This window comes from Nocardia sp. NPDC050712, from assembly GCF_040654295.1.
Lineage (GTDB): Bacteria > Actinomycetota > Actinomycetes > Mycobacteriales > Mycobacteriaceae > Nocardia.
In genome coordinates this window covers 794954-819781 of the sequence record NZ_JBFAHT010000002.1, presented here as the reverse complement: position 1 = coordinate 819781, position 24828 = coordinate 794954, and the positions used below count along the sequence as shown (strand labels likewise).

Annotated in this window: 20 protein-coding genes; 14 read left to right on the top strand and 6 right to left on the bottom strand. The window is 69.6% G+C overall.

Features of this window, described 5'->3' with window-relative positions:
* Positions 1 to 7: 7 nt before the first annotated feature.
* A complete protein-coding gene (locus tag AB0H76_RS14255; protein WP_357322580.1) occupies positions 8 to 1042 on the top strand; it encodes a hypothetical protein in 1035 nt (344 codons plus the stop codon).
* Here the strand turns inward: AB0H76_RS14255 and AB0H76_RS14250 are convergent.
* Together AB0H76_RS14250 and AB0H76_RS14245 are read right to left on the bottom strand one after the other, a co-directional pair.
* Positions 993 to 1649, bottom strand: coding sequence for a hypothetical protein (locus AB0H76_RS14250; protein ID WP_357322578.1), 657 nt, complete (start codon positions 1647 to 1649; stop codon positions 993 to 995). The genes AB0H76_RS14255 and AB0H76_RS14250 overlap by 50 nt on opposite strands.
* Before the next feature lie 61 nt (positions 1650 to 1710).
* The gene (locus tag AB0H76_RS14245; protein WP_357322575.1) at positions 1711 to 3306 is read right to left on the bottom strand and encodes an alpha-L-fucosidase; all 1596 of its coding nucleotides are present in this window, start codon (positions 3304 to 3306) and stop codon (positions 1711 to 1713) included.
* Positions 3307 to 3428: 122 nt separating this feature from the next.
* On the opposite strand from AB0H76_RS14245, the gene AB0H76_RS14240 reads away from it, so the two are divergent.
* The 7 genes from AB0H76_RS14240 (at position 3429) to AB0H76_RS14210 (ending at position 11162) form a co-directional block, all read left to right on the top strand.
* Positions 3429 to 4478 carry a Gfo/Idh/MocA family oxidoreductase gene (locus AB0H76_RS14240; protein WP_357322573.1) on the top strand — a complete coding sequence of 350 codons (1050 nt, stop codon included), beginning with the start codon at positions 3429 to 3431 and terminating at the stop codon, positions 4476 to 4478.
* Between the two features lie 35 nt (positions 4479 to 4513).
* The gene (locus AB0H76_RS14235) at positions 4514 to 5314 is read left to right on the top strand and encodes a M50 family metallopeptidase (RefSeq protein WP_357322570.1); all 801 of its coding nucleotides are present in this window, start codon (positions 4514 to 4516) and stop codon (positions 5312 to 5314) included.
* A gap of 26 nt (positions 5315 to 5340) precedes the next feature.
* Complete coding sequence (locus AB0H76_RS14230; RefSeq protein ID WP_357322567.1) at positions 5341 to 6261, top strand: LLM class F420-dependent oxidoreductase; 921 nt, start codon at positions 5341 to 5343, stop codon at positions 6259 to 6261.
* 239 nt (positions 6262 to 6500) lie between these two features.
* Positions 6501 to 7259: a hypothetical protein gene (locus tag AB0H76_RS14225; protein WP_357322565.1), complete on the top strand. Its 759-nt coding sequence runs from the start codon at positions 6501 to 6503 to the stop codon at positions 7257 to 7259.
* 20 nt (positions 7260 to 7279) lie between these two features.
* On the top strand, positions 7280 to 8890 hold the full coding sequence (locus AB0H76_RS14220; protein ID WP_357322562.1) for a serine/threonine-protein kinase: 1611 nt from the start codon (positions 7280 to 7282) through the stop codon (positions 8888 to 8890).
* Between the two features lie 172 nt (positions 8891 to 9062).
* Positions 9063 to 9971, top strand: coding sequence for a DUF5995 family protein (locus tag AB0H76_RS14215; RefSeq protein ID WP_357322559.1), 909 nt, complete (start codon positions 9063 to 9065; stop codon positions 9969 to 9971).
* A gap of 81 nt (positions 9972 to 10052) precedes the next feature.
* Positions 10053 to 11162, top strand: a complete 1110-nt coding sequence (locus AB0H76_RS14210; protein ID WP_357322557.1) for a PQQ-dependent sugar dehydrogenase — start codon at positions 10053 to 10055, stop codon at positions 11160 to 11162.
* A 36-nt stretch (positions 11163 to 11198) separates the two neighbouring features.
* Here AB0H76_RS14210 and hutH read toward each other — a convergent pair whose 3' ends face one another.
* Positions 11199 to 12746, bottom strand: a complete 1548-nt coding sequence (gene hutH / locus AB0H76_RS14205) for a histidine ammonia-lyase (RefSeq protein WP_357322554.1) — start codon at positions 12744 to 12746, stop codon at positions 11199 to 11201.
* 169 nt (positions 12747 to 12915) lie between these two features.
* On the opposite strand from hutH, the gene AB0H76_RS14200 reads away from it, so the two are divergent.
* Complete coding sequence (locus AB0H76_RS14200; RefSeq protein ID WP_357326177.1) at positions 12916 to 13689, top strand: IclR family transcriptional regulator; 774 nt, start codon at positions 12916 to 12918, stop codon at positions 13687 to 13689.
* A gap of 537 nt (positions 13690 to 14226) precedes the next feature.
* On the opposite strand, the gene AB0H76_RS14195 is transcribed toward AB0H76_RS14200, so the two are convergent.
* From AB0H76_RS14195 to AB0H76_RS14185, 3 genes are all read right to left on the bottom strand, one after another.
* Positions 14227 to 14976, bottom strand: coding sequence for a ferritin-like domain-containing protein (locus AB0H76_RS14195; protein WP_357322551.1), 750 nt, complete (start codon positions 14974 to 14976; stop codon positions 14227 to 14229).
* A gap of 62 nt (positions 14977 to 15038) precedes the next feature.
* Complete coding sequence (locus tag AB0H76_RS14190; protein ID WP_357322548.1) at positions 15039 to 15833, bottom strand: SAM-dependent methyltransferase; 795 nt, start codon at positions 15831 to 15833, stop codon at positions 15039 to 15041.
* A 95-nt stretch (positions 15834 to 15928) separates the two neighbouring features.
* Positions 15929 to 17473: an NAD(P)/FAD-dependent oxidoreductase gene (locus AB0H76_RS14185; protein WP_357322545.1), complete on the bottom strand. Its 1545-nt coding sequence runs from the start codon at positions 17471 to 17473 to the stop codon at positions 15929 to 15931.
* A gap of 281 nt (positions 17474 to 17754) precedes the next feature.
* Here AB0H76_RS14185 and AB0H76_RS14180 point away from each other — a divergent pair, with 281 nt between their 5' ends.
* Genes AB0H76_RS14180 through AB0H76_RS14160 form a run of 5 tightly spaced genes read left to right on the top strand, consistent with a single transcriptional unit; the run spans position 17755 to position 24818 of the window.
* The gene (locus tag AB0H76_RS14180; RefSeq protein ID WP_357322543.1) at positions 17755 to 18243 is read left to right on the top strand and encodes a hypothetical protein; all 489 of its coding nucleotides are present in this window, start codon (positions 17755 to 17757) and stop codon (positions 18241 to 18243) included.
* 26 nt (positions 18244 to 18269) lie between these two features.
* Entirely contained in the window at positions 18270 to 19622 is a 1353-nt protein-coding gene (locus AB0H76_RS14175; protein ID WP_357322540.1) for a hypothetical protein, read from the top strand.
* Entirely contained in the window at positions 19619 to 20935 is a 1317-nt protein-coding gene (locus AB0H76_RS14170) for a VWA domain-containing protein (RefSeq protein WP_357322538.1), read from the top strand. Before AB0H76_RS14175 ends, AB0H76_RS14170 begins: the two co-directional genes overlap by 4 nt.
* Before the next feature lie 11 nt (positions 20936 to 20946).
* Complete coding sequence (locus AB0H76_RS14165; protein ID WP_357322535.1) at positions 20947 to 22059, top strand: AAA family ATPase; 1113 nt, start codon at positions 20947 to 20949, stop codon at positions 22057 to 22059.
* Positions 22056 to 24818, top strand: a complete 2763-nt coding sequence (locus AB0H76_RS14160; RefSeq protein ID WP_357322533.1) for a DUF5682 family protein — start codon at positions 22056 to 22058, stop codon at positions 24816 to 24818. The genes AB0H76_RS14165 and AB0H76_RS14160 overlap by 4 nt, the downstream gene beginning before the upstream one ends.
* Positions 24819 to 24828: the final 10 nt, after the last annotated feature.

Sequence of the window (24828 nt, the reverse complement as noted above, 5' to 3'; positions counted from 1 at the left end):
CGAGGGCATGGGGACCACCTCGGAGCGGCCACGCGCCACCCGGACCGACGATGCCGTGACCGCGCTGGTGTCCCTCTGGCTGATCGCCGGGTTGCTGCTCGACGCGTGGGCGCATTCCAACCGGCCCGGCCTGGAAACCTTCTTCACGCCCTGGCACGCGGTCTTCTACAGCGGCTTCGCCGCCACCGCGGGCTGGGTCGCCCTGTTGGTGTGGCGGCAGTGGCGGGCCGGGCGGCGCGGGCTCGCGGCGGTCCCGCTGGGCTACGGGCCGACGCTGCTCGCCCTGGTGGTCTTCGCGCTGAGCGGTGTCGCGGACATGGTGTGGCACACCGTCTTCGGCATCGAGGAGTCGATCGACATCCTGTTCAGTCCGAGCCACCTCGGGCTGGCGATCTCGATGGCCGTCATCGTCACCACGCCGGTCCGGTCGGTCTGGCGGGATCCGGCACCGGGCACGCTGGCGCGGTTGTGGCCCGCGCTGCTGGGCACCGGGCTGGCGATCGCCGAGGTCATGGTGTTCCTGGAGTACGGCAACGCGCTGCTGCTGCGGGCCACCTGGATCGTCACCGGATTCTCCGAGACCACGAACAACTCGGCCACCCAGATCGCGGTCCGCATGCTGGTGACCAACGCGGTCCTGCTGCTGCCGCTGCTGTTCCTGGCCCGGCGCTGGGGTCTGCCGCCGGGCGCGGCCACGCTCTGCACCGTGCCGCTGCTCATCCTCAGCGGCGCGGAGACCGGCGGCACGAATTGGAGCACCCTGTTCTCGATGCTGATCGCCGCCGTCGGCGTCGACCTGCTCGCGCTGGCGCTGCGCCCGAGCGCCGACCGGCCGCGGGCCTACTGGCTCTTCGCCACGCTCGCGCCGCTGTTCACCTGGTCGCTCTATCTCGGCGTCGCGTCGGCGGCGGTCGGCCGCCTGCCCGCCATCGTCGAATTGTGGACGGGCGCACCGGTGGTGGCCGCCGCCGTCGGCCTCGCGCTCGGCGCGCTCATGCTGCCGGGCGGACCGGTCCTCGATCCGGCGGCGCCGCGCTCCTGACCTCGGCCCGCGGCTGCTCGGCGAAGCCGGGCAGGTGCCGATTCACCAGCGGGATCAGCAGCTGGATGAGCGGGCCGATGCCGAAGGCGTAGACCAGCGTGCCGATGCCGAGGCTGCCGCCGAGCGCGAACCCGATCGCCAGCACCGTCACCTCGATCGTGGTGCGGATCAGCCGGACCGACCAGCCGGTGCGCCGCACCAGGCCAGTCATGAGGCCATCGCGCGGCCCCGGGCCCATGCCCGCACCGATATACAGGACGGTGGCGGCGGCGTTCAGCACCACGGCCAGCAGCATCGCGCCGATCCGCGCGGGCAGCCACTCCCAGGCCGGCAGCAGCCACAGTCCCGCGTCGACCGAGAGGCCGATCACGATGACGTTGCTGATGGTGCCCAGGCCGGGCTTCTGCCGCAGCGGGATCCACAGCAGCAGGACCACCACGCCGGTCACCGCCGTCACGGCGCCGAAGCTGATCGGGACGTGCTCGGCCACCCCTTGATGGAACACATCCCACGGATCGAGCCCCAGGTTCGCGCGAATCATGACCGCCATCGAGAACCCGTACAACCACAGCCCGCTGTAGAGCGCGACCAACCGACGAACCAGCATGAGACCAGAATGCGGACAACTGGTCCGCAAAAACAGAGCCAGTGATCAATTGCTGGCCTGATCACCCGATCTTCAGTACCGGTGCGAACGCGCCGGTGAACGGTGCCGTCAGCACGGTGTCGCCGCCCCGCATCGACACCGTGGCCGCGCCCTCCGCGCCGAGCAGTCGCGCTTCCCCCCGCAGGCCGACACCTTGCACGGTGATCGGCCCGGTGGGGCGGCCCAGCACGATGACGTAGGTGTCGGAACCCTTGCGGGTGAACACGACCCGGGTGCCGTCGGTGGTCGTCGCCGTGGACGTGTGCCACGGGCGCGTGCCGTCCACGGCCTCCCGGTTGACCGCCAGCCACGCGCCGATCGCGTCCAGCCGGGACCGCTGCCCGGGCACGATCACGCCCGCTCCCCCGCTCGGACCCGAATTCAGCAGCAGCGCACCGTTGTTCGCCGCCGCCTCGGCCAGGCTGGTCAGGAGCTCCTCCGGCTGCGCGTACTCGGCCTCGGTTTCCTGACGGTTGTAACCGAAGGACCCGCCGATCCCGCGGTCCTGCTGCCAGAACCGCTCCTGCACGGTGTCGTAGCCGGCGTACTCGGGGGTCCGGAAGTCGCTGTGCGGCACGGTGGGCGGATTGTTGACCCGGTCGGCCGCGCCGGGCTGGGCGAGCACCCATTTCATCAGGCGGTCGAAACCCCAGCGCAGCGGCTGCCGCCCCAGCACCTGCTTGGCGAACGACGCGGTCTGCCAGCGGTCGTTGACCACACCCTCGGGCACGGTGTTGTAGTAGTCGGCGAACAGCGCGTTCAGCCGCTGCTGACCGGTCGGCCAGCCGATGTCGTTCCAGAGAATGTCGGGCCGGTACCGCTGCACGAGTTCACGCACCTGCGCCTCGGCGTAGTCGGCGTAGTCCGCGCCGTAGGGCAGATAGATGTAGTCCCCGAGCGTGTTCACCACGCGCGGCTGGAAGGTCCAGTCGACGCCGCCGGAGTAGTAGAGGCCGAACTTCATGCCGCGGGCGCGCACCGCGGCGGCCAGTTCCCCGATCAGGTCCCGCTTCGAATGGAAGTCCGGCGCGTGCGGGTTGCGCACGGCCGACGGCCACAGGGCGTAGCCGTCGGCGTACTTCGCGGTCAGCACCACATACGAGGCCCCGCTGGAGCGGAACGTCTCGGCCCAGGCCACCGGATCCCAGTCGGCCAGTTCCGCTTCGAACTTGCGCGCGATATCGGCGTAGGTCGCCGTGCCGTAGGTGGCACGGTGGTAGGCGGCGGTGGGTGAATCCGGGTCTTTGATCTGGTTGGCGTAGTCCTCCGCGTAGGGGCTGCGGGTGAGGGCGTGGTCGTAGTCCTGGGTCAGGGTCTCGGTGAAGGTGCGCCCGGTCGGCGCGAAACCCGGCACCGAATAGGGGCCCCAGTGCAGCATGACCCCGAACTTGGCGTCCTGGAACCAGGCGGGCAGCGGGTGCGCGCGCAACGAGTCCAGCGTGGCGTCGTACGGGCCGGTGGTCGTCATGGCCGCCTTCGCGTCGTCGGTGCGGGCCCACTGCCACGACCCGATGCCCAGGGCCGCGGCGATCGCGACCCCGAGCGCCAGCACGACCAGGCCGGCGCGGAGGACGATCCGGCCGATCCGGCGGGGCCAGGATCGAGGTGTGGGCGGCATGGCTCAACGCTAGGGCCGGGTAAGGGCCGCCGTCGTCATCCGGAGGACCGATCGCGGGTCGTTCTCGGGTAGCACCGCCTGGTGTCACAGGTAGCGGGGCGCGCGCCGGTAACGTCGGGGCCATGAGCAGCCTCGAGGTCGCCGTGATCGGGTACGGACTGGCGGGATCGGTGTTCCACGCGCCGCTGATCGCCAGCGAGCCGCGGATGCGGGTGGCCGCCGTGGTCACCGGGTCGGCCGAACGCGCGGCGCAGGCCGAGCGGGAGCACCCCGGCGTGCGGGTGGTGCCCGACGCCGACGCGCTGTTCGCCGACCTGTCCGGCCTCGATCTGGTAGTCGTCGCGACGCCGAACCGCACGCACGCGCAATTGGCCCAGCGCGCGCTGGCCGCGGGCGTGCCGGTGGTGGTCGACAAACCGTTCGCGGTCACCGCGGACGACGCCGAAGCCGTTGTCGCGCAGGCGGAGCAGAGCGGGGTGCTGCTGTCGGTGTTCCAGAACCGGCGCTGGGACGGCGATTTCCTGACCGTCCGTCAGCTGGTCGAGAACGGAAAGCTCGGTGCGGTGCGGCGGTTCGAGTCCCGCTTCGAACGCTGGCGCCCGGTGCCCAAGGGCGGCTGGCGCGAGGTGGGCGACGCCGCGGACGGCGCGGGCATCCTGCTCGATCTGGGACCGCACCTCGTCGACCAGGCGCTGACGGCGTTCGGACCGGTGCGCTCGGTGTACTGCGAACTGGACCGCCGCCGTCCGGGCATCCAAACCGACGACGACGCCTTCTTGGCCCTCACCCATGAGTCCGGGGTCCGCTCGCACCTTTGGATGAGCGCGGTGACACCGCAACTGGGTCCACGGTTCCGGGTGCTGGGTTCGGAGTCCGGCTACGTCACCTACGGCCTGGACCCGCAGGAAGCAGCGCTGCGCGAGGGCAAGCGGCCCGGCGACGGACCTTGGGGCACAGTCGATTCCGCCGACTGGGGCACCCTCGGCGCGGACCCGGATCTCGCGCCCTATCCCACCCTCGCGGGCGACTACCTCGCCTTCTACACCGCCATGGCCGACGCGCTGATCGACGGCGCACCGGTTCCGGTCGATCCGCGCGATGCCGTCACCGTCCTGCGCATCCTCGAATCCGCCCGGGACTCCGCGACTTCGGGTGCGGCGCGAGCGCTCTAGTGGACGGTGCCCGAACGCGCCGATAGGGTGCGGCGGTGGACAGTGCGGATTTGATCGACCGGGGTGCGTCAATCGCCGATCGGCTCCAGACCACGCAGTCACCGCCGTCGTGGCAGCTGGTGGTGATCACCGGCTTGATCGCGCTGGTGCTCGTCGGCTACTCCCCGGTCTGGCGCCGGACACGCAATGTGGTGACCATCGCGCACGAGGGCGGCCACGCCCTGCTCGCGCTGCTCACCGGCCGCCGGCTCAACTGCATCACCCTGCATTCGGACACCTCGGGGCTCACCGTCTCCAGCGGCAAGCCGTACGGCCTCGGCATGATCCTCACCACGATGGCGGGTTATCCGGCGCCGGCCCTGCTCGGCCTGGGTTTCGCCGCGCTGCTCTACGCCAATCGCATCACCCTGATGCTGTGGGTCGCCCTCCTGCTGCTGGCCGCGGTGCTGATCAAGGTCCGCAACGTCTACGGCCTGATCACCGTCTTCGGTTTGGGCGCACTGACTTTCGCGGTCTCCTGGTTCGGCACCGACGTACTCCAGGCCGCCTTCGCCTACCTCGGCGCCTGGTTCCTGCTGCTGGCCGGCGCCCGTCCCGTCCTGGAACTCCAGCGCGGCCGCCGTCAGCGCTGGCGCAACCCCGGCGGCGTCGATTCCGACGCCGACCAGCTCGCCCGCCTCACCCATCTCCCCGGTCTGCTGTGGGTGCTGTTCTTCGGCGTCATCGCGGTCGCCTGCCTGCTCGTCGGCACCGGCTTCCTGCTCTCGGACGCGACCGGCGTCTGCATCCCGGTGGTCTCCGGCGACTGCCCGGCCCCGTCCTGGCTCAACCCGTAACGTTTCCCTCGGGCACGATGGATGCCATGAAACTGCGTATCTTCACCGAGCCGCAGCAGGGCGCGGACTACGACACCCTGCTGGCCGTCGCGAAAGCCACCGAGGACTTGGGGTTCGACGCTTTCTTCCGGTCCGATCACTACCTGGCCATGGGCGGCGCCGAAGGGTTGCCCGGCCCGACCGACGCCTGGATCACACTGGCCGGCCTCGCCCGCGAGACCAAGCGGATCCGCCTGGGCACGCTGGTCACCGCCGCCACCTTCCGGCTGCCCGGGCCGCTGGCGATCCAGGTCGCCCAGGTCGACCAGATGTCGGGTGGCCGCGTCGAATTGGGTTTGGGCAGTGGCTGGTTCGCCGCCGAGCACGCCGCCTACGGCATCCCGTTCCCGGACGACAAGTTCGCCCGGTTCGAGGAGCAGCTGGCGATCGTCACCGGACTGTGGGCGACCAAGCCCGGCGACACCTTCGACTTCGACGGCAAGCACTACCAGCTGACCGGCTCCCCCGCGCTGCCCAAGCCGGTCCAGGATCCGCTGCCCGTGATCATCGGCGGCACCGGCCCCAAGCGCACGCCGCGGCTGGCTGCGCGGTACGCAAGCGAGTTCAACGTGCCGTTCCACTCCGTCGAGGACACGGCCGCCGGCTTCGGGCGGGTGCGGGCCGCCGCCGAGGCCTATGGGCGCCCCGCGGACGAGCTGGTGTACTCCAACGCGCTGGTGGTGTGCGTCGGTGACAGCGATGCCGAGGTGGCGCGCCGGGCCGCCGCGATCGGCCGCGAGGTCGACGAGTTGAAGGCCAACGGCCTGGCCGGTTCGCCCGCGGAGGTGGTCGACAAGATCGGGCGCTACGCCGAGGTCGGCAGCTCCCGCATCTACCTGCAGGTACTGGATCTGCACGACCTGGATCACCTGGAACTGATCGCGGCGCAGGTGCAGTCGCAGCTCTGAGTGGCGAACCCGCTCGCGCGCTCGGTGATTCGCGCGCGTGAGCGGGCCAACGATGGCGCTTTGCTAACGATCAGCAGGCGGGTGCCGATGCAGACCGTGGGTCGGTGCACATCGACGACGCTGTGCGCCAGCTCACAACGACGGCCCCCACCGGGCCGCGCGGACCCACCTGCCCCGGAGGATGTCCGGCAGACAGCAATCCAATGGCTATTCGAATGCAAGCCGCCCCAGGAGTTCTCTTGAGACCGTTCCGTCGCAGCAACCGCCCTGTTCGATCGGCCAAGCCCGGCACCGTGGCCACCGCGATCCTCGCCTCGGGGGTCGCCCTGACCGTGGGTGTGGCAACCGCCAACGCCCGCCCCGTCGGGCCGTTCGACGTCGGCGGCGCGATCGAGGCGGAATTCGACCTGGCCGGTGGGCCGGGCGTGCTCGGCGAGCCCACCGCACCCGAGGCCGACGCGGCCGCCGGCGGCAAGTTCCAGACCTTCGCCAACAACGCCTCCATCTACTGGACCGACGCGACCGGCGCGCACACCGTCGCCGGCCCGATCCGCAACAAGTGGAGCGCCCTGGGCTGGGAGAGCGGCGCGCTGCGCTACCCGGTGACCAGCGAGGCCCAGACGCCGACCGGATCCGGTCGCTTCGTCCAATTCCAGAACGGTTCCATCTATTACTCGGTCGGCACCGACGCCCACCAGATCGGCGGATTCATCCGCGACAAGTGGGGCCAGCTCGGCTGGGAGAACGGCCTGCTCGGCTTCCCGCTCACCGACGAGGCCGCCGGCGCCAAGGGCGGCCGCTACAACCTCTTCCCAGGTGGGGCCATCTATTGGTCGTCCAGCACCGGCGCGCACGCGGTGTGGGGCTCGATCCGGGACAACTGGGTTCGGGCCGGCGCCGACAGCGGCCGCTACGGCTACCCGACCAGCGACGAATACGACTACGAAGACGGCAAAGCCCAGGACTTCCAGGGCGGGCGCATCACCTGGGAGCCGTGAGCATAGGTAGCCTGTCGCCTGTGCAACCGCTTGGCGTGAACGATCCGCGACGGATCGGCGACTACCGCATTCTCGGCGTGCTCGGCGCCGGCGGGATGGGCAAGGTCTATCTCGGCCGCAACGCGGGCGGGCGCACGGTCGCGGTCAAAGTCATCCGGCCGGACCTGGCCGACAGTGGCGAGTTCCGCGCGCGGTTCGAACGCGAGGTGACCGCGGCGCAGCGCGTCGGCGGCCGGTTCACCGCGCCGGTGCTCGACGCCGACGTGGACGCGCACCCGCCCTGGCTGGCCACCGGTTACGTCGCCGGACTGCCGCTCGACGACGCGATCCAGCGGTTCGGCACCTTCACCGAGGTCACCCTGCTGGTGCTGGCCCGCGGCCTGGCCGAGGCGCTGATCGCGGTGCACGGCGCGGGCGTGGTGCACCGCGACCTGAAACCGTCGAATGTGCTGCTGGCCGTGGACGGTCCGAAGGTGATCGACTTCGGTATCGCGCGCGCCGTGGAGGACACCGCGCTCACTACCACCGGAAAGGTCATCGGCTCACCGGGATTCATGTGCCCGGAGCAGGTCACCGGGGAAGCCGTGGTGCCCGCCAGCGACGTGTTCGCGCTCGGTGGCGTGCTGGTCTACGCGGCGACCGGTCACGGGCCGTTCGGCACCGGCGAGACCGTGCACATGCTGTGGCGCGTGGTCTACGAGGAGCCGCAGTTGGACGGGGTGCCCGAACGGCTGCGCCCGCTGGTCGCCGCCTGCCTGGCCAAGGATCCCGCGGCCCGGCCGACCCCGCACCAGATTCTCGACGAACTGTTCCGGCTCGGCGTGCCCGAGGGCGGCGGCTGGCTGCCCGGGCCGGTGCTGCACGAGGTCAGCACGCGCGCGGTGCAACTGCTGGACCTGGATTCCGGGCCCGCGGATCCGCGGGAATACACGCAGCCGACCCAGTGGCAGCCCAGCTACACGCCGCCGCACGGGCAGCAGTGGCCCGTAACCGCGCCGGGCCCGGATCAGTATGCGCAGCAGGGCTACACGGGCCGGACCGACCCGACGCAAATGTCCCAGCCCGTGCACTGGCAGGGTGAACCGCCGAAGCCGAAACGCCGCGGCGGACTGATCGCCGGGCTCCTGGTGGTGGCCATCCTGGTCGCGGCCGCCGCGTTCGTCGTGGGAAACCAGCTGCGCGACGACGATTCCGGGACCACCGCGAGTTCGAGCTCGCAGACCACGGAGCCGAGCACGTCGGCCTCGGCCACCACGTCCTCCGCGACGTCGACCAGCGCGGCCCCGTCCGGCGCGAGTGTGCCGAAGGCTTTCGTCGGCACCTGGAAGGGCACCGCGAACGACTCGATCTTCGGCTTCGATATCGAGCTGACCATCAACGAGGGCTCCGTCGGCGACGAGGTGGGCACGTCCTCCAACACCGGCAAGCTCTCCGGCCAACGCTGCTCGCGGGCCGAGCGTTTGACCACCGTGGGCACCACCCAGATCACACTGACCGCCCGCCTCACCGGCGGTGGCGGCTGCCTGGACGACGGCCACACCACCACGTTGACGGCCAATCCGGATGGTTCGCTGCTGTACAGCACGCAGGGCCTGACCGGGGCGATGACCGGGACACTGCGCGCGGTATAGCGGTCCGGCGCGCGTCCCGGTTTGCGTGGTTTGTGATCATCTCGGATACGCTTGCGCTGCCTCGCCTCTCGTTACCGCAGTTCGTGCCGGGTGGCCGACGCATTTCCAGCCGGACGACGGCGTCCTTCCGATGACTCGGCAGCTGCCGGGAGCTGACCCACACGGAGTATTGATGATGATCGCTGGTGCGCGCACCCGGAACCGGATCGCGGCGCTGATCCCGGTTTTCGCTGTACTCCTGGCCGGGGCCGGCCTGTCCGCGCCCACCGCGCACGCGGCCGTCGCCGACACCGTCTGCGGTACCGCGCTCAGCGGGGATGAGATCACCTCGATCGCACAGCTTTCCGACACCGGCGCACTGACCGGCTCGTCGATGCAGCGCCTGGAACAGGCCGTCGACAATCACCGGCAGATCACCGAAATCCTGGTGCGGCACCAGGATCGGCGCGGTGTGCTCGCGCTCGGGCTCAACGGTGTCGAGTACGCCGCCGTGATGCCCTTGCAGCGCGATCCCGCCGCCTTCGCGAATCCCGAATGGGCGCACCGGATCAGCCTCGACCTGCTCTCGCGCTTCCTGGACAACCTGCACGCCGAGTTCACCGGCGCGCCCGCCGAGGCCCACTGGGCGCACTATTTCGCGCTGGCCCGCCAGTGCGAGCTCTCCGCCGCCCGGGTCGCGATGGCCGGATACAACGCGCACCTCACCGTCGATCTCACGTATTCGATCGCGGCCGTGGGCAGCACTCAGGACAACGCCGCCGACTACTTCCGGATCGTCGACGGTATCGCCCAGCAGGGCCCCTTGATCGTGTCCTCCACGAAGCAGGTCTACGGCGGGGATCTCGGTCCGCTCTGGCGCTTCTACTTCGTCGGCGAAGGGCTCGACGCGGTGCTCGGTGCGGGTGTGGGCAGCGGGCCGCTGCTGCGTCTTGCCGACGCGGGCGCCAATGTCTTCATCTTCGGCAATGGTCTCGCCCTGCAAGACCCGGCGCTGGCTCCGTCCGTCCGCGCCGAGGTCGACGCGCTGTGGCCCACCGCCGACGCGGCGTTCGCGGTGTTGAGCGCCAACGGCGGGCTGTAGTCGCCGCACCGCGCATCGGCAGCGCATGATCGAAGGGTCATGCTGAGTGATCAGGCCGGGCGATCGGGTAAGGACCAAGGTATGAGTAGCCGAGGGCGTATCGCATCGATGGTTGTCGCACTGGTCGCCGGTGCGGCGCTGACCGCGTGCGGCGGGGATTCCGAACCGGATAGCCGTTCCAGCGGCACCTTGGTCAGTAGTACCGCGCCGAGTACGCCGTCGGGGGTGCCGGATCTCGGTGCGGCGGAGGAGATCGCGCGCGGGATCGACGTGCCGTGGGGGTTGGCGTTCCTGCCGGACGGCGCGGCGCTGGTCGCCGAGCGGGATACCGGGCGGATCGTGCGGGTGATGGCGGGGCGCGCACCGGAGCAGGTCTACCAGGTCTCTGGTGTGGTTGCGCGCGGCGAGGGCGGACTGCTGGGCTTGGCGATTCCCCGCGACTATGCCGAAAATCGTTGGGTGTACGCCTATTTCACGGCGGAATCGGACAACCGAATTGTGCGATTCCGGCTGGACGGCCCGCAGGAGGTCGTGTTCTCCGGGATCGCGAAGGCGGGAAACCACAACGGAGGCCGAATCCAGTTCGGTCCCGACGGGATGCTCTACGTGGGCACCGGGGATGCCGGGCAAACCGACCGGTCACAGGATGCCGGCGGCCCCAACGGGAAGATCCTCCGCCTCACACCGAAAGGCCAACCCGCGCCGGGCAATCCGACACCCGGCTCACCGGTCTACAGCCTCGGCCACCGCAACGTCCAGGGCCTGGCCTGGGACCGCACCGGCCGCCTCTTCGCCGCCGAATTCGGCCAGAACCGCCTCGACGAGGTCAACCTGATCGAACCCGGCCGCAACTACGGCTGGCCCACGATCGAAGGCACCGGCGGAGCCGACCGCGGCTTCACCGACCCCCTCCTGACCTGGCCCACCTCCGCCGCCTCCCCCTCCGGCATAGCCATCGCGGGCGACACCCTGTACGTCGCCGCCCTCCGCGGCGAACGCCTCTGGACCACGACGATCACCGCCACCACCACCCTCACCGCACCCAAACCCCTCCTCACCAACCAATACGGCCGCCTCCGCACTGTCGCGGTAGCACCCGACGGCGCCCTCTGGCTGACCACCTCCAACACCGACGGCCGCGGCGACGTCCGCGACGGCGACGACCGAATCCTGCGCTTCCCAGCACGGTAGGCATGGTCGAACCGATAGGTGCGACGAAGGGTTGTCCTATTCCGTGGGCGCGTTGAGCAGGTGTGCGACTGCCTCGTTCAGCGCTCCGGAGCGGACGAGTTCTTCGGCGGCTGCGATTTCGGGGGCCAGGTGGCGGTCGGGGCCGGGGCCGGGGACCTCGGTGCGCAGCAGGGCGACGGCCGCTGCCGTGACCGGGCCTGGGCGCAGCGGTGCGCGCAGGTCCAATGCCCTTGCCGCGGTCAGGTATTCGATCGCCAGAACGGTGGTCAGGCCGTCCACCGCCTTGCGGAGTTTGCGGGCTGCCGACCAGCCCATGGATACGTGGTCCTCTTGCATCGCGCTGCTCGGAATGGAGTCGACCGAGGCGGGTACCGCGAGTCGTTTCAGGTCGCTGACCACGCCGGCCTGGGTGTACTGGGCGATCATGTGGCCCGAGTCGACGCCCGGGTCGGCGGCCAGGAACGCCGGGAGGCCATGGGAGCGGGCGGTGTCCAGCATGCGGTCGGTGCGGCGTTCGGCCATGCTGGCGACGTCGGCGATGGGGATGGCGAGGAAGTCCAGGACGTAGGCAACGGGGGCGCCGTGGAAGTTCCCGTTGGATTCCAGGCGGCCGTCGGCCAGGACTACGGGGTTGTCGATGGCGGCGGCCAATTCGCGGTCGGCGACGGTTTCGGCGTGCGCCATCGTGTCGCGGGCGGCGCCGTGCACCTGGGGTGCGCAGCGCAGCGAGTAGGCGTCCTGGACCCGGTTGCAGTCGGGCCCACGATGACTGGCCACGATGTCCGAGCCGGCCAGTGCCGCGCGTATCCGTTCCGCGGACCGCGCCTGCCCCGGGTGCGGTCGCAGCGCTTGCAGGTCGGCCGCGAACACGCGGTCGGTGCCGAGCAGGGCCTCCACGCTCATCGCCGCGGTGAGGTCGGCGACATCGAGCAGCCGGTGCAGATCGTCGAGCGCCAGCACCAGCATGCCGAGCATGCCGTCGGTGCCGTTGGTCAGCGCGAGCCCTTCCTTCTCCGCGAGCACGACCGGCTCGATTCCCGCGGCGCGCAGCGCGTCCGAGGCGGGCCGCAGCACCCCGCCCGCGTCGACGACCTCACCCTCCCCCAGCAATGCCAGTCCGATCGCGGCCAACGGCGCCAGGTCTCCGGAGCAGCCGAGCGATCCGTATTCCGGCACCACCGGCACAATCCCCGCATTCAACAGCGCCGCCAGCGTCTGCGCCGTCTCCGGCCGCACCCCGGTGTTGCCGGTGGCCAACGTCCGCAGCCGCAACACCATCAGCGCCCGCACCACCTCCCGCTCGACCGCGGGCCCCGCCCCCGCCGCATGCGAGCGAATCAACGACCGCTGCAACGCCGCCCGGCTCTCCGGCGGAATATGCCGCGTCGCCAACGCCCCGAACCCGGTCGACACCCCATAGGTCGGCACGGCGCCCGCCGCCAGCGCATCCACATGCTCCCGCGCACCGCGCACCCGCTTCTCCGCGGCGGCACTCAACCGCACCCGCGCATCCCCCCGCGCGACAGCGACAACCAACTCCCTCGACAGCGGCCCATCCAATTCGACCTGTGTGGTATCCGGCATGGGTCTCATTCCACAACCGCGAAGCCCCCGGCAGAACGAGGCCACGCCGGATACAGTCTGGTATTTCAGACAATCGGAGGTGACAGCGTGCGCGAGCGCCAGCGAGCCCCGGCCATGCGCGGCGATCTCGCCGTGCCGCGACCGGCACGAGCGGAGGCACGGTGCGGCGATGAGTGATATCCCTGCCCTGCGCCGCGGACTTGCCGTGTTGCGGTTGCTCGCGACTCGGGCCGGGCCGATTTCGGCGGCCAGTATCGCGCGCGAGTTGGCGCTGCCTCGGTCTACGACTTACCACCTGCTGGCGGAACTCGAGCAGGCTCGGTTTGTCACGCATCTACCGGCTGAGCGGCGCTATGGGCTCGGGATTGCCGCGTTCGAGTTGGGATCGGCGTATCTGCGGCATGATCCGCTGGAGCGGTTGGCCGCGCCGCTGCTGCGGGATCTGGTCGAACAGGTGGGGCACAACGCTCATTTGGGGGTGTTGCACGGCAATGAGTTGCTCTATCTGATCAAAGAGCATCCGGCGCGGCCGGAGACGTTGGTCAGCGATGTCGGCGTCCGCTTGCCCGCGCATCTGACCGCCTCGGGGCGGGCGATTCTCGCGCATTTGCCGGCGGCGCATGTCCGCGCGCTGTTTCCCGCCGCGGGCGCTTTCGTGCATCGCACCGATCGCGGGCCCAGGACGCTCGCCGCTTTACGTGCCTTGCTGTCGACCGAACGGCGGCGCGGCTGGTCCTGCGAGGATGGTCACGTCACATCGGGTTTCGCGTCGGTGGCCCGTCCGATCTTCGATCACGCGCATCATCCGATCGCCGCGATCAGTGTCACGCTGCGACACCACTGCGACACCGTGCCGTGCGAGGCGGACTGGTCCACGCTCGCGGGCGAAGTCCGCTGGGCCGCGGATGAACTCACCCGCCGCATCGGCGGACGACCGAACTGAGCGCCGTCGGCACCACAGTGGTGGTAGGCAATTGCGTAGCAATCGGCGCGACCCGCGCGGTCGTCGGCACCGTCTCGGCGCCTGGTTTATGACCAGCACCGCACCCGGCCACACCGGCCAACAATAGGAATACCAGTAGCCCGCCGCCGATCCCGGCGCCTATTTTCAGGTTCTCTTACTCGCTACTTGCTGGACGGTATTCGGCTGCGGCCGGTCGCTCATATGGCTCTGTCTGTCTCGCAGGCGAATCCGTCGCCGTCGCGGTTGAGCTCTACCCGAAGATTCGGCTCGACTGCGATGGGCGTTACGCCTACGAGAGCGAACTGCTCTGATGCGAGCCCAGAACCCTTTCCATGGCCGCCTTTTCAGACGCGGCGACCTGAAGGCGGTAGCAGAATTTGATCTGAATCCGCTGTGTTCCGCCGCCGGCTACGATCTGCCGAAAACTCATCTCGCTCTTTCCCGCTCACTTCATCGACTGTGTACTACCAATGGTAGCGACCCCAGAGAATATCGAGCGACCGAAAGTTTTCCTAATCAGGCAATCCGGACCGGGTCGCGCAGCGGGATGGCCGAGGGCACGATCACGGCGAAGAGCCCGAAGACGCCGCGGCCGAAATCGGCCCGCCGCACGCCGAATTGCCGCAGCGCGGGCCCGTGGTCCACGGCTACGACCGCCGTCACACCGACCATCAGCACCCACCACACGGCGACGGCGAAAAGCCGTGCCGGACGGGAACTCGCGGCGAAAGCGACGCGCAGGCGCTGACAGTGGAAGGGAACGTGCCGTTGTTCGTCGGCGAGAATGAGCCCGGCCACCTGGGTGGTCAGGGCATCGGTGGTGCCGTCGCGCAGGGCGCGGTAATAGCGCAGCGCAACGACTTCCGCGAGCATCAGCACCATCAATTCGACGCGCAGGCCCAGCGCCCGCCGCAACCGCACGAACACCGCGTCGGTCCAGTGCCCGGAGAGGGTGGGCTGCCCGCCGGCCCGCAGCAGCAGCCCGAGCAGCCGTGCGTGGTTGCGCTCCTCGGCGATGAACAGCCGCACCGCCGCCGAATACACCGGATCCCCGGCCCGATCCGCCTTGCCGATCAGATTCGCGCCGTCGCCGCTCTCCCCGACCTGGAAGCGCTGCACGCTGCGCGCCACCGCCGGATCCAGGCGCGCGCCGCGGGCCCAATCCGGGTCGCCCGCGGCCGCTCGCGCGACCACTTTCGCTTCGAACTCGCCTGTCCACCGCGCGAAATCGGTGGCGCCGCCCGCGCCGACCTGCACCTCATCCATAGGCAAACCATAGGAAGCGGTTGTGCGGATCGGCGGGCGCGAACGTGGAGATTGTGTGCGGGCTAGGGCTTACGCCCGACCCCGCCCCAGACCGAACCGGGCCGGATGCCCTGCGCTTCCTCGTCGGTGCGCCAGTAGTTGAGGGGCACGACCCCGGGGTCGACCAGCTCCAGGCCCTCGTAGTAGGTCGCGATGTCCTTGTGCGGGCGCGGGTTGTAGGGAACGCCGCCGGATTTCGCGTAGTTGTGGCACAGCCGGACGTAGCCCTCGTCGACGTCGGTGCCGTCGTTGTGCGCGAGATAGCTGCCGGGAACGACGGCGTCCATCATGGTCTGGATGATGCGGCGCGCGTCCGCGGTGGTGGGCGCGTGACCGAGCACACCCATGAACAGCACCGCGATCGGTTCCTTGAAGTTCAGTACGTTGCGGGCGTCGGTGATGATCGCCTCCGGCTCGTTGAAATCGGCCTCCAGGTAGGTGGTCACGCCCTCGTCGGTCGTGTTCACCAGCAGTGCCCGAGCGTGCGCGAGCACCAGCGGATCGTTGTCGACATAGACGATCTTGGAGTCCGCGGCGGCCTGCTGGGCGACCTCGTGGGTGTTCTCCATGGTGGGCAGGCCGGTGCCGATATCGATGAACTGCCGGATTCCGGCCTCGGTCGCCAGGTACCGCACCGAGCGGATCAGGAACTGCCGGGACTGGACCGCCATCGTCTTGATGTCGGGGTACCCCTGCACCGAGGACTCCCCCACCGCGCGGTCGACCTCGTAGTTGTCGCGACCCCCCAGCCAGTAGTTCCAGATGCGAGCCGAATGTGGAATATCGGTGCGAATTAGGTCTTTGCGCTTGTTCGCCATAGCGGCTCCTGCGGGAAAGGAACGATTGCGTCGCGGTGACTGTACTGCCGATGGACCACCCACCGGAGCGGGTTCCGCGGACTGCCCTCGGCCGCCTAGGACTCCAGCACGGCCATTGCGGCGTTGTGGCCGCCGATACCGCTGACCCCACCGCCGCGCACCGCGCCTGCCCCGCACAGGAATACGGTCTTTCGGCCGGTCCCGACGCCCCAGCGGGTGGCAGGGTCGGCCGGATCCTCGTCGGAGTAGGGGAAGGCCAGGTCGCGATGGAAGATGTGGCCGCCCGGCAGGCCGATGTCGGTCTCCAGATCGAATGGGGTTTTGGCCTCCAGGCAGGGTTTGCCGGTGGCGTCGGCGGCCAAGCAATCCGCGATGGGCTCCGCCAGCACCGAATCCAGTTGCGCGAGAGTTGCTTTCACGGCCTCCGCCTTGATTTTCTCGGGGTCGGCGCTGAACAGCCTTGCCGGGGTGTGTAATCCGAACAAGGTGAGGGTGTGCAGCCCCGCCGCGGCGGCTTCCGGCGAGAGGATCGACGGGTCGGTCAGGGTGTGGCAATAGATCTCCGACGGCGGCGTCGACGGGATCCGGCCCGCCGCCGCGTCGCGGTAGGCCTGTTCGAGTTCGCTGTAGGACTCGGCGATGTGGAACGTTCCGGCGAAGGCGTCGCGCGGGTCCACCGCGCTGTCCCGCAGTCGCGGCAGGCGGCGCAGCACCATATTCACTTTCAGTTGCGCGCCTTCGGGTTTGACGGGTTCGGCAACACCGAGCAGGCGATTCAGCTCGTAGGGTGACGCGTTCACCAGGACATGACCGGCCCCGGTGGTTCCCTGCTCGTGCTGGACTTCGGTTGTGCCGCCGTCGGTTTCGATCGCGGTGACCGCGCAACCGGTGACGATCTCGGCCCCGGCGGCGCGGGCCGCCGCGGCCAAAGCATCGGTGAGCGCGCCCATCCCGCCGACCGGCACATCCCAGTCACCGGTTCCGCCGCCGATCACGTGGTAGAGAAAACAGCGGTTCTGCAGCAGCGCCGGATCGTGGGCGTGGGTGAAGGTGCCGATCAGGGCGTCGGTGAGCACGATTCCGCGCACCGTGTCATCGGCGAAGGTCGCTTCGATGGTTTCGCCGAGGGGTCGTTCGAAGACCGCCTCCCACATCGCCGGATCGTCGATCCGGCGCGCGAGCTCCGCGCGCGTGGGCAGCGGCTGGGTCAGGGTCGGGAAAACCCGCTCGGCCAGCCGGCCGGTGGCGGCGTAAAAGCCTTGCCACGCTTGGTAATCCCGGTCGCTGCCGGTGAGGCGGACGAAGCTGTCGCGGGTACGCTCGGCCGACCCGGTGTCGACCAGCAGTCCACCGGAACCCACCGGCGTGTAGGAGGAGATCCGCCGCCGGCGCACCTCGAAGCGCAGCTCCAGATCCCGAATGATTTGGGACGGAAGCAGACTCACCAGATAGGAGTAGCGCGACACACGCGCGTCGATACCGGGGAACATCCGCGCCGAGACAGCCGCGCCACCGGTCTCCGGCCGCTTTTCCAGCAGCAGCACCGAGCGGCCGGCCCGCGCCAGATAGGCGGCGGCGACTAGGCCGTTGTGGCCGCCGCCGACGATCACGACATCGTAGGTGGAGCGCGTCGGGGTCATCTGTCCTCGATAGCACGCCCGGCGGCCCGGGCACCGCCGACGCGCACTATTTGCCCGAAGTTGTCCGATATCGCGTCCAGCGCTCCTCCTGTCGCCCCGGCCCGGCGCCCGCGACCGCTCGCCCGGAGCTGCCCGCGCGGACCGTATCAGCACCCTCCGACAACTCGAATCAACTTGCCGGACAAGCCAAACGACCAGATAGGTAGACGTTTCGGCGGCCCGGAACTTGTCGGTGCCCTCGCGTAAATTGATCACCATGACAAGCAACGGGAGGGAAGGCGATGGAGCACTCTGAATGGGAGCGAGCGTCGGTGGTGCGGGTGTTGCCCACCGTCGCGCCCCGGAAGCTGGCGAAGGTGCCGTTCGTCGAAATGGCCGAGGGCCGGCTGCAGGGCGTGGTGTCGAGCGGGTCCGATATCGCACGCGTCTACGTGTCGTCGATCTCCGCCAAGACGCACGGCCTCAGCTGCAGCACGAACAACAATCGCCCCTGCGGCGGCCTGAACGGCGGCTGGCAGTGCAAGCATCTGGACGCGCTGATCACCGAGGCGGTCCTGCAATACGGGGTGGAGCGGGTGGCGAGTTTCCTGCGGGTCGAGGCCACCGACGCCCGGACGCTGAGCGCGGCCCTCGACGGCTCCCGCGAGCCCGCCCCGGCGGCAGCGGTTTTCAGCCGGTTCCTGCGGCACCTGTCCTATCTGGAACTGCCCGGCGGCGCCGCGCCGATTCCGGAGATGCAGTGGTTCCCGGCCACGGGGGTGGCGCGCTGATGCTGGCAACACAGTTGGCTCACCTGTTGGAAGAGCCCGCAGGGGTTCCCGAAGCCCTCGAGGTCATCGCCGGGTTCGACGACGCGCTCGTGCACGGTTTCGCCCGCATCGGCGACGAGCAGGCCGCGGCCTTGGCCGCGCTGGCCGCCGCGGTCGCCACCTCGCCGCTGGGCGCGCCGGTCGCCGCCGCCGTCACCGGCCTCGGCTCGGGTTCGATCGGCCCCGAAGAGCTATCGGCGCTCGCCGCCGGCCGCGCCGCGCTGCTCGGCGCCGTGCACGACGCACTCGCCGGGCATTTCGATACCGCTCTCGGGCGGTTGAGATACGAATGGGTGCAGTACGCTTCGGCCCCTACGACGCCGGGGAACCTGGTCGTGGGCAGCCAGTCCTGGCTCCAGGAGCTGGCGATCGCGGGCTGGCGCGGCGTCGACCACGACCTCGTCGCCGCGGCCGATCAAACGGTCGAGGCCCTGTGGGCCGAGCCGGAGCTGCGGCGGCTCGCGGTGCTGCTGGACGGTCTCACCGCGGAGCTGAGCGCGTCCAGTCCGGTCGCCACCATGGATCGGGTGCCTGCCAAGCGCTGGGCCGATCTGTGGGCCCGGGCGCTGCTGCTGACCTGGCGGGCGGAGGTATCCGCCGCGCCCACCACGGTTTCCGGCCGGCTGCTCGTTCTGGGCGTGGACGTGCACGAGCACGGCACCGCGGTCCAGGCCCAGGTCTACGGCGTACTGGAAGCCTCCGACGGCAGCACCCGGCGGGTCCGGGCCGCCGTCTCAGCGGCCAAGGTCGACACCATCGTCGGCCCCGCCGTCTGGCAGCTGTTCGGCGCTCATCCGCAGCTACTGAAGGCGCTCGCCGAGCACCGCTGCCTCGAGCTCACCGACATGCCGCTCACCGCGAGTGACGACCTGCTCTGGCACGACGACCGCGCCGCGCTCGGCGGCCCGGCCGATCCGTTCGCCACCGCCCGGATCCAGCTCGCCGCCGCGACCGCCCCGCCCGTGCCCCCGCTGGATCGCGATCCGGTGCACCTGGCCGAGCCGGTCCTGCTCGAGGGCTACCGGGTCAAGGACGGCGCCCTCGAGCTCGACGGCCACCGGCTCGCGATCGAACTGGACCGGCTGCCCAGCTGCGGTCCGCTGACCCCGAGCACGCTGACCGGTTCCGCGGCCTGCATCGGCCTGGTCCGCTGGGACGCCGGTCGCTGGAGTCTGCGGCCGCTGGCCGTGCAGAAGAAGGTCAAGGGCGTGGTCACCGAGACGCACGGCGGCGACTGGGCCTGTGGGCCGACCGATCCGAAAGTCGTGAAGGCACAGGCCAAATCGGGTGATTCCGTGGCTGTGCTGCGCGAACGAGCGGGACGGCTGCTGCGCAAATGACCGAGACATACGAGACCCAGCGGCAGATCCTCTACTGGCGGCTGCTCGCGGGCATCTTCGACAACGAACCACAGGCGGCCCTGGAATCCTCCAGTGTGGCCATCGTCGACGAGCACGGACTCCCGGCCGCGGTGCTGGATCCGGGCGTCTCGATCGACAATGTGGTGCAGCGCTTTCCGGAGCTCGAAGCCGACTTCGAGGCGCTGGGCACCGCGGTGCAACCGGACGAGGAGAGCAGCCTCGAGGCGGCCGACCTGACGAGCAGCGTTGACACGCACCAGGTTCGCAGCGCCGCGCTCGTCTCCAAGCTGCTGCTCAACGTCTTCGCCACCGGTTCCGGCAGCGTCAGCGCCACCCAGCTGGCCGGCTGGCAGCGTGACGCGGAGTGGCTGCGGCGCACACTGGGCGCGGAGTGCGGCGGCGAGATGCGCGCCGTGCTGGCCGGCCTGGAGGGCGATCTGGTCTCCCGGATGCGGCTGCGCGAGGTGCTGGCCGATCCGAGCCTGGCCGCCCAGCTGACGCCCAGCATGTCGCTGATCGAACAGCTGCTGCGCGACAAGTCGAACCTGTCCGGTGTCGCGCTGGCCAACGCCAAGTCGCTGATCCGGCGCTATGTCGAGCAGGTCGCCGAGGTGCTGCGCACCCAGGTGCAGCAGAGCACCGCGGGCACGGTGGACCGTTCGGTGCCGCCCAAGCGCATCCTGCGCAACCTCGATATCGACCGCACCATCTGGAAGAACCTGCCCAACTGGAACCCGCGGGACGAGCGCCTCTACGTCGATCGGCTGTACTACCAGCAGACCGCCAAGCGCACCACGCCCGCGCGCATGATCGTGGTCGTCGACCAATCCGGCTCGATGACCGATTCCATGGTGAACTGCACCATCCTGGCGTCCATCTTCGCGGGGCTGCCCAAGGTGGACGTGCACCTGATCGCCTACGACACCCGCGCCATCGATCTCACGCCCTGGGTCCACGATCCGTTCGAGGTGCTGCTGCGCACCAACCTGGGTGGCGGCAACGACGGCCCGGTCGCGATGGCCATGGCCCAGCCCAAGATCGCCGACCCGAAAAACACCGTGCTGGTGTGGATCTCGGACTTCTACGAGTTCGACCGCTCGCAGCCGCTGTTCGAGGCCATGCAGTCCGTGCACCGCAACGGCGTGAAGTTCATTCCCGTCGGTTCGGTGAACAGCTCCGGCCATCAGAGCGTGAACCCGTGGTTCCGGGACCGCTTCAAAACCATGGGCACCCCGGTCATCTCGGGCCGCATCCAGAAACTCGTCCACGAACTCAAGAACTTTCTCGACTAGGAGACTCCGACATGTCCGACACCTTGCGCGCCCCTGCCGAAGTCAAGTACGCCGACGAGCTGGCCTGGCTCGAATCCATCGACGACAGCCCCAAGCCGTTCTCCTGGCGGCTGAGCCCGAAGATGGTGCGGCTGTTCATCCTCGGCTCCGAGCGGGCCGCCGGCCTGGACCGCCAGATCGACCAGAAGTGGTTCGGTGACCGCAGTTTCGTCGAACGCAGCATCGTCACCCTGGCCTCCGATCGCGGCCTGCTGCTGATCGGCGACCCGGGCACCGGCAAGAGCTGGCTGGCCGAGCTGCTCGCCGCCGCGATCAGCCGCAACTCCACCCTGGTCGTGCAGGGCACCGCCGGCACCACCGAGGACCACATCAAGTACTCCTGGAACATCTCCATGGTCATCGCCAAGGGCCAGTCCCGGGATTCGATGATCCCCTCGCCCATCATGACCGCGATGGAGCAGGGCGTGATCGGGCGCTTCGAGGAGCTCACCCGCTCCACCAGCGACGTGCAGGACGCGCTGATCTCGATCCTGTCGGAGAAGTACGTGTCCATTCCCGAGCTGGAGGACGACAACATCGTCTTCGCCAAGCCCGGCTTCTCCATCATCGCCACCGCCAACAGCCGCGACCGGGGCGTGAACGATCTGTCCTCGGCGCTCAAGCGGCGTTTCAACTTCGTGCGGGTCCCGGTGGTGACCAACAAGCGCAGCGAGGCCGAGATCGTCCGCTTCCGCACCGCCGAACTGCTGCGCCGGCATCAGATCGAGCTGGAGGTGCCGCCCACCCTGCTCGACATCCTGCTGGATTCGTTCGCCGATCTGCGCGCGGCGGCCGCCGCCGCGTCCAGCGACGACGAGAAGCTGGAGTCGGCGTTGTCGACCGCGGAGCAGATCGGCGTCCTCGAGGACGCGATCCTGCACAGTCAGTTCTTCGGCGACAGCACGCTGCGGGCGAACACCCTGGCGAGTTCGCTGGTCGGCTCGCTGGCCCGGCGCGCACCGGAGGACCTGGCCATCCTCAACAAGTTCTGGCACGGCGTCGTCGAACCGAAGTCCAAGAACGGCGGCGGCGACTGGTCGCAGTTCCTGGAGGGCGGCCGCGACGCCATCGCGAGGCTCTCGTGACCACCTCGACCACCGCGTCGTTCACGGCGCTACGCGACCAGCTCACCACCGCCGCAACGCACTTCGCGGGCGATACCGACGCGGTGGCCGGCATCCTGACCGGTATCGTCGACGATGTCGACCGGGCGCTGCGCGAGCAGCTCGAGATCTTCCCGGTGTGCCACCACTCGCCCGCCTCCGCGCTGGCGATGGCCCGCCGTCTGCACGAGAAGCGGCCCAGCGTCATCTATCTGGAGCTGTGCGAGGATCTGCGCCCGATGCTCGACGAGCTGCGCAACTGCAAGCTGCCGGTCGCGGTGCAGGCCTGGGCCGGCGAGCTGGACGGGTTCCCCAAGGAGTGGGCGCCGCTGTCGGTGGTCGCGCCGATCACCGAGGCGTCCGCCGAGTACCAGGCCATCGCCTACGCACTCGATACGCCCGGGGTGGAGCTGGTGCTGGTCGACCGGTCCACCGATCACGTCTTCCAGTGGACACCCGCCGAACCGGCCGAGCCCGCCGAGCAGCCCGACAGCGCGGAAGCCGCCCTGCACGGCGACGCCGTCGGCATCGAAATCGGCGATATGCGACCGCATTTCGCCGAGCTGGAACAGCATCTGCTGCACCACGGCAAGGTCCGGCACTGGTCGGAGTGGTGGGACCAGTACGTCGAACAGCCGCTGGCCGACGCCGACTACGACACCTACCGCCAGGTGATGGTGTTGATCGGCAGCCTGTTCCGCCGGTTGCGGCGCACCGACCTGGACCGCGACGAGGATCGGGAACGCTACATGTGGACCCGGATGCGCGAGCACCTCGCCGCGACCGGAGCCGATCCGGCCGACTGCCTCTACATCTGCGGCGCGTTCCACGCCGCCAGCCGCGTCGAGCAGTTCGGCCTGGCCGCGCAGGCGCCGTTCGAGATCACCCCGCGGTCGGCCACCCAGTGGCAGTACGGGTTGATCCCGTCCAGCCATTCCGCGATCGAGGCGCAGTTCGGTCTCGCCTCGGGGTCGGTGTCGATCGCGGCGGCCACCTGGTCGAAGGGGTTGCGGCGCACCGGAATCAAGCCGTTCCAGCTCAGCGGGCAGGCGGCGAAGGCCAAGCGCGGCAAGGTGAAACCGCTGCCCGCGGCACCGGCGGCGGCCGACAAACTCACCGGATTCCTTTCCAGCCCTCCGCAACTCGACTCGCTCGACGAGGCCGAGCTCCTGGAGTGGTCGGTCGACATCGTGCGCCTGGCCCGGCGCAACGGCTACCTGGCCTCCACCGCCGACGCCATCGCCATCTTCGAGACCTCGATCCTGCTGGCGGGCATGCGGAATCGGACCCGGCCGACGCCGTACGACTTCCAGGACGCGGCGATCACCTGCATCGAGAAGGATCACACGCCCGGCCGCCGCGATGTGCGCCGGCTGTGCGAGATCCTGCTCGGCGGTGACCGCATCGGCCAGGTCGGCTACGCGGCGCTGCCGCCGCTGGCTCAGGACGTCCTGGATCGGCTGGCCCCACTCGGCCTGGACCTGAGCAAACGCACCGTGCAGCGCTGCCTGCTCGATCTGCACACCGACAAGCACCTGCAACCGTGCTCGGACCTGCTGTGGATCCTGCGCCGGCTGATGCCCTCGGACGCGGTGCGCCCGATCATGGGCGCGCGGGCGCTGGGCGAACGCTCGATCCAGGAGTCCTGGGATCTGGCGATCGGCAAGCACCAGCGGTCCCTGGTCCAGATCGGTTACGAGGGTGTCACCCTCGAGCAGGTGCTGGAGCAGCGGCTGCGGCGTGCCGTGAACGAGCCGGACGCGACGGCGGCGGTGGCGCTCGCCGCGGTCGAGGACGCGCTGCTGTATCTGGGCTCGTCCCGGCTGGCCGACGAACTCGGCAATCGCGCGGTCGAACTCCTGGCCGCCGAACGCTCGGTCGACGACGCGCCCGAGGTGCTGCGCCGAATCCGGTTGCTGCTCAACTATTTCCGCTCGACCGAAGCCGGTCTGCCGGAGTGGTGCGGCAGGTTCGTCACGGCGGGCTACGCGCACTACTGCACGCTGCTGCCGACCGCGTTCACCGACGAGGACACCGGTGTGCGCCCGGTGGCGGCCATGCTCGGCTTCCTGTTCGGCATGGAGAATCTGGCCCTCTCGCTGGGCTGCGACCACACGCAGCTGGAACTGGCCGTTCTGCAGTCGCATCCGGAAGCACCCGCGAAGGTCGCGCTGCTGTGGGCCACCCGCTATCAGCTCGGGCTGCTCACGCTCCCGGAGTTGCGCACCCGCTGCGACGACATGCTGGCCAATCCCCTGGTGGTCCCGGCATTCCCGCAGTACCTGAGCGGTTTCATCCAGGCGATGGACCCGGTCCCCACCTTGAAGCCGTTCATCGTGGAGGTGCTCTCCAAGGCCTTCGGCCGCCTGCCGGACTCGGTCCTGCTCCCCTGGCTGCCGAAACTCATCACCACCCTGAAAGGCCAAGCGGGCGAACTCATCCCGTCGCTCACCCGCGAAGCCGGCCGCACCTTCCCGGCGACCCTGCCCGCGATCGAGGCCTGGGTCCCGCCGTGGCTCGCGGCCCCGAAGCCGCTCGCCGTGCTATCGGTCGCCGACGGCGGCCCCGCCGCCGACCTGCTCCGCGCCCACCCCGCCGGCTGCGACGCGCTCGCCGATCTGCTGGGTTACGCGGGCGGGTGGCAGGAAGCCGGGCCCACTACCAGCAAGGCCCTGACCGCTCTGCTGGACAAGCACCCCACCACCGCCACCGCGCTCGCGGAGCTGCTCCCGAGCGCCTGACCAGAACAAC